The organism is uncultured Salinicola sp. (genome assembly GCF_937921195.1).
GTDB lineage: Bacteria > Pseudomonadota > Gammaproteobacteria > Pseudomonadales > Halomonadaceae > Salinicola.
In genome coordinates, this window is record NZ_CALFQK010000195.1 from 1 (window position 1) to 9,137 (window position 9,137).

The window sequence follows — 9,137 nt, forward strand, 5'->3', positions numbered from 1 at the left end:
CGTAGCCCGTAGCCCGTAGCCCGTAGCCCGTAGCCCGTAGCCCGTAGCCCGTAGCGGGTTTTATCGCGTACGCGTGCCGACATCCAGGCCCAGCGACAGGGATAGCCCGAGAACGGCATCGCGCGGCAGCTGGCCCACGCCGGAAGGCGTGCCGGTCAGGATCACGTCGCCCGGCTCGAGAGTGAAGGTCCGGGTCATCTCTTCGATCAACGCCGGCATGTCGAACAGCATGTCGCTGGTCTTGCCGCTCTGCTGGCGCTCGCCGTTGATGTCGAGGTGAAAAGTGATCGCGCCCCAGTCGACCTCGCCCTCCACCGGTACGAACCGCGAGATCGGGCAGGCGCCGTCGAACGCCTTGGCCCGCTCCCATGGATGCCCCTTCTCCTTGAGCGCGGACTGCACGTCGCGCAGCGTCAGATCCAGCGCCAGGCCGACCCCTGCCACGCCGTTCATCGCCTCCTCCGCACTGACCCGACTCATGCGTTCGCCGATCAGCAGCGCCAGTTCGGTCTCGAAATGCACCTCGCCGTGGCTGAACTGACGCTCGATCGGCTCTTCAAGTTCGACGGCACTGGTCGGGGGCTTGATGAACAGGATCGGCGACTTGGGAACCGGGTTGTTGAGCTCTTTGGCATGTTCCGCGTAGTTGCGCCCCACGCAGAGAATCTTGCCCAGCGGCAGGCCGGTCTCGAGACCGTCGACGAATCGGGTGGTAAAGGACATGTCGAACTCCAAAGTCATGGCGATGAACGTGACGAACCGCACGACGACCCGGATTTCTCGTCGAAACGGCAACCTCCAGACACAAGAAGCCGCCGCTGGCGGCAACTCGACGAGTCTACCTCCAACGGCGGCTTATGGCATCACATCGACCTGACGCCCCGAGTTGCCCGACAGCGCAGGACGGCGGTCATGGATGCCTCAGTGGGTGCCCTGCTGCGGCGTCCACACTTCGTCCGGCTGGTGGGCCAGGAACGACGGTCGCGATTTCCTGGCACCGAACGGCTGAACGCAGGCGTTGTCGCGACGGTTGTAGACGAAGAACGCGTTGCTGCGCGGGTCCGGCGACATGTTGGCGTTGGAGCCATGCAGCGTGTTGCAGTCGAACAGCAACAGCCCGCCGGCGGCGCCGGTGGGCGCTTCGATGCCGCGCGCCTTGATCAGCTCGCGCAGCGCATCGTTGCTGGGCACCCCGAGCTCCTGCTGCTTCAGCGACTGCTTGTGGTTGTCGTCCGGCGTCTCGCCCAGGCAGTGCACGAACACCTTGTGCGAGCCGGGGATCAGCATCAACGGGCCGTTGAAATGATGGTTGTCCGTCAGCACGATGGAGGCGCTGACGGCGTGCATCTCAGGCATGCCGTCTTCGGCGTGCCAGGTCTCGAAGTCCGAGTGCCAGTTGAAGCCCTTGCCGTGGAAGCCGGGCTTGTAGTTGATCCGCGACTGATGCACGTAGACATCGCCACCGACGATCTGCCGGGCGCGGCCCACCATGCGCTCGTCTTCCGCCAGTTCGGCAAAACGGCGGGACAGGTGGTGGACGGCGAACAGCGAGCGGATTTCGTGACTCTGGGGTTCGGTGATCGAGAAATCCCGATCCCGGAAGTCGTCACGGTCAAGCATGATCGCGAGCTCTTTCCGCAACTCGTCGAGTTCGGACTCGCCCAGAAAATTGGGCTCGAACAGGAAACCGTCACGTTCGAAACGATCCAGTTGCTCGCCGTTCAGCGGACCATCGAGATGGCGCCCCTTGACGACGTCCTCCCTACGCTGTTGCCAGAGCGCGTCCTGCGGCTGACGCAAGCGTGTCGGATAGCGATCCTGCTTCGTCCACGCGGAGTTTCGGGTTTTGGGGGATGCGGTCTGTACTGACATCCAATCACCTCCAAGTTTGTGATCAGGGTTCAGATCCAGTCCTAGGTGCGATACGCAAAACGACATGATGCGCTGCACTAAACTTGATTAGGAAAGGGTCAAAGGATCCTCAGTTGTCTTTCAGTGGGATACCTATCCTAGAAAAGAGCCGAGGGATTTCAACCTCGATGTCTCTCGTCCGGAGACGCCACGGTGACACTCACCGATCACGCCAACGATAACGTAAATCAAATAATCCTGAATTATCCACGACGGGCAATGGGGCGGAAAAGCGAGGGGCAACACGCTATTCATCATCGCGTCACACACGCCGGCCACACTACGGCCCACGAAACGACGATGACCCAACCTCCACCCTCTCCAGAGGTGCGCCATGATTCGCGTCACGCTCGACCTCACCTGCTCGATCTGCGACCACGACCAGTTCTATCTCCCGGTGCGAGCCGACGAGAGACAACAGGTCCGGTGCGCCAACTGCACGGCGTTCAAGTGTTACTCCGCGGATCTGGAGAAAGCGATGATCGCCCTGTCTCGCGACAGGAAACGACGCTCCGGACAAGAGCGGGCCAATGCCGCGTGACGGTCAGGGCGTCGTTGCCATGCAACATGGCCCAGGCGCATGGCGCCTCGAGGCAGAACAAGGATCGGTAGTGCGACGATCAGTCCCGAGCCGGTGATCCGCTCGCCGCCTCAGCGGAAAGACTGTCCCGGGGCGGTGGTGATGCCGGCCGTTGCCGGGCCGTGGGCTCCCAGTCGTGGTAAGGCCGCATCGGCTTGACGACCTGGTCGCGATAGAAGGAAACGAACGGCTCCGCGATCAATGGCGGGTCGGCCTTGAGTACATCCCCGAAATGGCAACGGAAGTCGGTGCAGTCCATCGGCGCCTGCGCATCCACACCCTTGGCCCAGGCCGCGCTTCCACCGAGGCCCCAACTCACCACGCCGATCACGGTCATGACATAGCGAAAGGTTTTCATGGCATCCCCGTCTCATTAGCCCGTCAATATCGACCGTCAGCACCGACCCATCCGGATCGACCCGCTTTCGAGGCGAAATTCCGACGAAAAGCCTGAGTGTACGGAGCACCACCGCAGGCTGCCGCCTGAAAGGTGTGGTACTGCGATCGCGAAAAGGGTGAGGAACCGACCTCTCGAGCGCCCTACCACCAGTGCAGCGGGTATCGACGATGCCTCGCCAGGTTGTTGATCAACACCGCGATCAGCAGCATCAGCAGGCAGCCGGTCGCGACCGGGAAAAAGGCGTAGGACCAGCCCAGCGTATGGAGTTCGGCGGAACCGATCACCGCGATGAGAGCGGTGGCGCCACCCGGCGGATGGAGGGTATGGGTCAGTTGCATGAGCAGAATGGATGTCGATACCGCGACCGCCGCCGCCACCCAGCTATCGCCGAGCAGCTTCCAGACCAGCACGCCACACAGCGCCGAGAGCAGGTTGCCGAACAGCACGTTGCGTGGCTGCGCCAGCGGGCTCTCCGGTGCCGCATAGAGCAGTACGGACGTCGCGCCGAACGAACCGACCATCAATAGCGAATGGGCTTGAAGCGATTGCGCGCTCAGCCAACCCACGCCGGCCATGCCCAGAAACGCGCCCAGCCACGACCACACCGCATCTCGCCAGCAGGGTGCCTGGCGGCTCGGTGGCGAGCCCTTCATCTTGCCGAGATATCGTCTGACCATCGTGATGCCAAAGCCGGTGAAAAAAGGAGCGATATCTTGCCACCGGAGAGAGAGCTCGCCAAATCGACATGCGGGGAGCGTCGTATGTAGCGCCAGACGGCCGCTGTCGTGCATGACACAAGGGGATTGGGTAGGAAGCAAGACGTCAAAGAGGAAGGAGTACCTGGTGCCGGTAAGTGGACTCGAACCACCGACCTACGCATTACGAATGCAAGAGCGAAGTACCACGCTACGCGGGATTCGCCCAACAATCTCAGTAAATACGGGCCTCTAGCGCTAACCTGACAAGTCATCGATGGTCACTTTTTGGCACACCGACTGTACCAATAATGCACCACGTGGAGAGCCATGGAGAACCTGGGTTGTCTATCGATCTACGCGAGTCGTCGCAATCATAGCAGCGAGACAGCGAACCAGGTGTGGATAAGCCGACATTTTGCATATATCCGCATAAAAAATTGCACCCTTATAACCCCCAATGCGGCCAGTACTGGCGCGGCTTCCGCCCTCCTGCAGAGGTGCGTAATTTCCGACCCATTTAGCGCGCGGGCGGGGCGGGGTGCTGATCGCGCGGCTCGGGTGCGCGCCGAGGCCCGTGGCAGGGGTAGGCGTGCCGCCTGCGGGCTGATGGGGAGCTGAACCGAGAGCGGGAATGGGAAAAGCGCCGCGCCGCCCTGGCGGCTGCGTTGGCGGTGCGTCGGGGACGCATGCGAATCGAAAATCTAACGCGTCGCGTTTGTTGTGGGCACATCGCGCGGGCAAAAAATGCCGCCCGGGCGGGCGGCGAGGTCTACTAGAAGTCAGCAGTTTACAAGCTGGGCGCGCTAGGGGTCGACTGCTCGCGGGGAGTCCAGCGAGTATGGGTCGAACCGCACCACCTCTTCACCGACGCGGTCGTTTATCTCGAGCATGGTCTGTTGCAGCGGCTCGAGCTCGTTGGCCACGAACACCCTGGCGGCCTTCTCGACGTCACCGAACCCGCCCGTGTTGCTCGGGATGATGCCCATCAGCTGCGGTGGGATCCGGTGACCGGCGAGCTGATCGTCGCGGGTGATGTTCTTGATGTGCCAGAACTCGTCCTTAGCCGCCACCTCCGATACCGGGATGATCTGGACGCCGTCCTTCTTGCCCTTCGGCGCGTACATGAACAGGTTCTTGAAGTTGCCGACGCCCTTCGACTCTTTGAGGGCCTGGCGCATCGCGTCGATATCCTTCTTGTCGTGCGCCTCGTCGTTCACGTACATGATGAACCCGGCATGGGAGCCATTGAGGTAATACCGGCGCCGGAACAGTGTCGCGCTCTCGTTGAGCCATGCCGACTGCAGCGAGCCCAGATAGTCAGGCAGGCCATATACCTGCTGGTCGATGTCCGGCTCCATCAGATGGATCGTCCGACCCTCGGGCAGCTCGGCTTTGTTCACCCAGTCCGGTACCCAGAAGTAGCGATTCCGGTTGCCGCGACGCATGTACTTCGCCGGGCGGCGCTGCAGCTCGAGCAGCCGCCCCAGACGGCCGCGGATCTCCTCCAGATAGCAATTGCCGAACACCAGGTGATCGAGCGCCAGCGCGCTGAATGTCTGTCGATTCAGCAGCGGGTGCGGCTTGAAGGTGCGTAGAAGGATATTCCGCTTCACCTGTAGCGCTGAGCCATGATGGGCGGTGGCGCGGTAGCTCTTCGAGAGAACGTCGAACGGTACCGGCGGCTCGTACCACTCGTTCGGCGAGAGCCAGACGCCCTCATAGAACACGTCGCGCATGGTGGTGACCGGTTCCGGATCGCCAAAGCTGAACGCCTCGGCCCGGGCTGGCTCGCTGGATTGCCCCATGATCGCGGGAACGCGGACGCGTGGCTTGGCGGCGACTGGCTCGCTCATTCGTAGAACTCCATCATTGATTCGCTGGTCTCGCCGGCCGGGCCGTCGATCGGTTCGAAGTGCAGGGCGTGCATCGTCGCCCACGCGAGATCCGCGTGGCCGGTCTGCGCATTGCGCCCGGATACGTAGGTGAATTGGCGGCCGCTGGCCGTGAGCTGTTTCTTGATCGCCATGAACGACTGGGCGAGATCCACCCAGCCGGCGTCGAATTCGAGCCGGTCCTTGCGGATGATCTGCTGTGCCTGCAGCACCATCTGGGTCTTGAGCTCGACGGTGTAGTGATAGCGGGTAACGAGCGGGAACCACTTCTCGACGTGCTCGGCCACGGCCGCGCCGATCCCGGTGGTGTCGATGCCGATGTGATCGATGTCGTACTTGTCGGCGAACTTGCGGATGAAGGCCGCTTGCTCTTCGTAGTCCTGCCCCTTGAGCCGGTGTCGCTCGAGAATCCGATGCTTCTCCCCTGCCGCCTGCGCGGGCAGCACCACGACCAGCCCCGCCCCGTCGCCGTCTTCGTTGCGCCCGGTCGGGTCGTAACCGATCCAGACGCCGCGATTGCCGACAGGTCTCGGTGCATAGGGGCGGTAGACGCTCTCCCACTCTTCCCAGGCATCGACCATGCAGCCCTGCATGACACCGAGCGGAAACGCGGACTGGCTGTCGTCGACGAACTCGCACTCGAAGAGGTTGGCGAACTCGTCGGCGCTGTACTCGAACTGCAGATCCTCGACATCGAACAGGTCGCACCCGCCGGCCTCGGCGTCGTGGACCGTCACGATCTGTTTCCACTGGCGATCCCCGCACAGCGCACCGCCGGCGAGCGCGGCATGGCTCACGTCGATGTCGACCCGGTCGGCTTTCTTGCGCCGCTTGTTGATCCGCTCGCCCGTCCAGAACGTGTACGCCTCGTGCGCGATCGATGACGGCGTCGAAAAGTAGGTCTGCCGCCACTGCTTGTGCGTCGCCATCGCCGAGGCGACTTTCCGGAACTGCTCGAAGCCGTGGATCCAGAAGTATTCATCGAGATAAACGTCGCCGTGGTAGCCCTGGGCGGTTTTCGAGTTGGTACCGAGAAAATGCAGCTCCGCGCCGTTGTCGAGAATGATCGGATCGCCCTTCAGCTCGACGTCGCAGGTCTCTTTGACGAACTGGATGATGTAGTTCTTGAAGATGTGGGCCTGAGCCTTCGAGGCGCTGAGGAAGATCTTATTCTTCCCCGTTTTGAACGCGTCGACGATGGCCTCGCGGGCGAAGTAGAACGTCGCACCGATCTGGCGGCTCTTCAGTATGTTGCGGATCCGATGCTTTTCGCCGGCCGCGTGCCAGGTGAGCTGGTAGTCGAACAGCGACTCGAAGAACGCCGCCTCCAGCGCCTCGAACTGTTCCTCGGTCAGCGCGTTGCGCTTCGGCTTGCGCTTCTCGCCCGCGTTGCGCGCGGCGAGCTTCGGGTTTAAGTCGCCCTCCTTCCCCGTCTCCGCGTACTTGTGAACCCGCGCCAGGCGCTCGATCTGCCGCCCGAGGGCGTCGATCTCTTTGTAATCCCCGTTTCCCTTCCGCTCCTTGCTGATCAGTTGGACCAGACGCGCCTCGAGGGCTCCCTCGACACGCTGGGTCGGGGTCGCCTCTTCCCAGCCGTCGCGATCTTTCCAGCTATGGACCGTGGCCGCTTTCATCTCGAGGAATTCAGCGATGCGCGCGACGCGCCAGCCCTGCCAGTACAAGTGGCGGGCCGTGAGTCGCGGGGAGTCGTGAGTGTCGGGGGCTGTCGTCGTCATGCGGCCAGCGTACCCGCGCGATAGACGTCTCCATCGGCGTGCGCGTTGTAGATCGCGAATCTACAACGCGGCTTGGTTGAGCGAATGAGAGTCGGCGCGGAACCTGACCGCACTTTGTACCGAAACCGACTTCGCCAAGCTCACCCGCTGAGGAAACCCCATGCCCTGGCACGTTATCGCAACCGAAGGCGCCACCACCGATGGCCGTCAGATTCCGGCCGACTGGCTCGAGAAGATGGCCGCGAACTTCGACCCGAAGACCTACGGATGTCGCGTCAATCTCGAACACATCAAGGGCGTGCTTCCCGACAGCCCTTTCAAAGCGTACGGCGACGTCACGGCGCTGAAAGTCGAAAAAAACGACGCCGGCAAGGTTCAACTTCATGCGGAGATCGACCCGACCGACGAACTCAAGGCGCTGAACAAGCTGCGCCAGAAAGTCTATTCGTCCATGGAAGTCGACCCGGATTTCGCCGGCACCGGCGAGCCCTACCTGGTGGGCCTGGCCGTAACCGATAACCCGGCATCGCTGGGAACGCAGATGCTCCAGTTCAGCGCCAGTGCCGGCGATGCATCGCCGATTGCCGGTCGCAAGACGCGGCGCGAAAACCTCTTCTCCGCCGCCGTGGAGACGGATCTCGACGGCTACGTCGAGCCGCCGGCCGACACCGGCCCGTCGCTGCTCGATAGCGTGAAAGCCCTGTTCAAGCGACACGACGCGAAGACGGAAAAAGGCTTCGCCGCGTTCCGCACTGATCTCGAGCAGACGCTCGGGCTCTTCGTCCAGCGCCACGCGGCACTCGAGGCCGATATCGCCCAGCGCCCCACCGCGGACGCGTTCGCCGAGTTGCAAACCGCGCACGAAGAGACGCGCACCAAGCTCGACGAGCTGTTCAACACGCTCGACAACACCCCCGATCAACCGCTCCGCTCACCCGCTCTCGGCGGCAACGGCGGTACCGAACTGACTGACTGCTAAGGACCGCCACACCATGCGCAACGATACTCGCGTCGCCTTCAACCGCCTGACCGCACACATCGCCCAGCTGTCCGGTGTCAATTCCGCGACGGAATCCTTCGCGGTCGAGCCCAGCGTCCAGCAGACGCTGGAAACACGCATCCAGGAATCGAGCGAATTCCTCAGCCTGATCAACGTGATCGGCGTCGACGAGCTCAAGGGCGAAAAGCTCGGCCTCGGCGTCACCGGCCCGATTGCCGGTCGTACCGACGTCTCGGCCAAAGACCGCTCGCCGCGCGACGTCACCGCCCTGAGCGCGAACACCTATGAGTGTGTGTCCACCGAGTTCGACACGGCCATTCCCTGGGGCAAGCTCGACGCCTGGTCACGCTTCAAGGACTTCCAGACTCGCGTTCGTAACGTGATCCTGCGCCAGCAGGCGCTGGACCGGATCATGATCGGATTCAACGGCACGACGGCAGCCGTCGAGACCGATCGAGCTGCAAACCCGCTGCTACAGGACGTCAACAAGGGCTGGCTGCAGCAGTACCGCGATCACGCCCCCCAGCGCGTCATGACCGGCGCCGCAACGGCCGGCCAAATCGTCATCGACCCCACCGAGAAGACAAACGCCGAAGGCAAGGTGATCGGGATCGTTGGCGATTACGCCAACCTCGACGCCCTCGTCATGGACGCGGTCAACGAGATGATCGACCCGTGGTTCCGTGAATCCACCGATCTGGTGGTGATCATGGGCCGCAAACTGCTCGCCGATAAGTATTTCCCGCTGGTCAACAAGAATCAGCCGCCAAGCGAGCAGCGCGCGCTGGATCTGATCATCAGCCAGGAGCGCGTTGGCGGCCTGCAAGCCGTGCGCGCACCGTTCGTGCCGGACGGGACGATCTTCATCACCGCGCTGAGCAACCTGTCGCTCTACTGGCAGAACGGCAGCCGTCGCCGCT

Annotated in this window: 9 protein-coding genes; 3 read left to right on the forward strand and 6 right to left on the reverse strand. The window is 62.7% G+C overall.

Translation table 11 applies throughout. The annotated features are described in order from the left end of the window. Positions 1-60: 60 nt before the first annotated feature. Together Q0602_RS23010 and thpD are read right to left on the reverse strand one after the other, a co-directional pair. Positions 61-723, reverse strand: coding sequence for a fumarylacetoacetate hydrolase family protein (locus tag Q0602_RS23010; RefSeq protein ID WP_298848360.1), 663 nt, complete (start codon positions 721-723; stop codon positions 61-63). Between the two features lie 198 nt (positions 724-921). Continuing rightward, a complete protein-coding gene (gene thpD / locus Q0602_RS23015; RefSeq protein WP_298848361.1) occupies positions 922-1,872 on the reverse strand; it encodes an ectoine hydroxylase in 951 nt (316 codons plus the stop codon). 373 nt (positions 1,873-2,245) lie between these two features. Here thpD and Q0602_RS23020 point away from each other — a divergent pair, with 373 nt between their 5' ends. Continuing rightward, positions 2,246-2,452 carry a hypothetical protein gene (locus Q0602_RS23020; protein ID WP_110707995.1) on the forward strand — a complete coding sequence of 69 codons (207 nt, stop codon included), beginning with the start codon at positions 2,246-2,248 and terminating at the stop codon, positions 2,450-2,452. Positions 2,453-2,531: 79 nt separating this feature from the next. On the opposite strand, the gene Q0602_RS23025 is transcribed toward Q0602_RS23020, so the two are convergent. The 4 genes from Q0602_RS23025 to Q0602_RS23040 form a co-directional block, all read right to left on the reverse strand. Next, entirely contained in the window at positions 2,532-2,849 is a 318-nt protein-coding gene (locus tag Q0602_RS23025; protein WP_298848363.1) for a hypothetical protein, read from the reverse strand. A gap of 182 nt (positions 2,850-3,031) precedes the next feature. Then, positions 3,032-3,568, reverse strand: coding sequence for an HPP family protein (locus Q0602_RS23030; RefSeq protein WP_298848365.1), 537 nt, complete (start codon positions 3,566-3,568; stop codon positions 3,032-3,034). Positions 3,569-4,392: 824 nt separating this feature from the next. Further along, on the reverse strand, positions 4,393-5,442 hold the full coding sequence (locus Q0602_RS23035) for a phage portal protein (RefSeq protein WP_298848367.1): 1,050 nt from the start codon (positions 5,440-5,442) through the stop codon (positions 4,393-4,395). Then, positions 5,439-7,217 (reverse strand): terminase family protein, encoded by a 1,779-nt coding sequence (locus Q0602_RS23040; protein ID WP_298848369.1) that lies wholly within the window; start codon positions 7,215-7,217, stop codon positions 5,439-5,441. The genes Q0602_RS23035 and Q0602_RS23040 overlap by 4 nt, the downstream gene beginning before the upstream one ends. A 160-nt stretch (positions 7,218-7,377) precedes the next feature. Between Q0602_RS23040 and Q0602_RS23045 the strand changes: the two genes are divergently transcribed. Beyond that, the gene (locus Q0602_RS23045; RefSeq protein WP_298848371.1) at positions 7,378-8,196 is read left to right on the forward strand and encodes a GPO family capsid scaffolding protein; all 819 of its coding nucleotides are present in this window, start codon (positions 7,378-7,380) and stop codon (positions 8,194-8,196) included. Between the two features lie 13 nt (positions 8,197-8,209). After that, positions 8,210-9,137: phage major capsid protein, P2 family (locus Q0602_RS23050; RefSeq protein ID WP_298848373.1), on the forward strand; the 928-nt coding region annotated here is incomplete at its 3' end.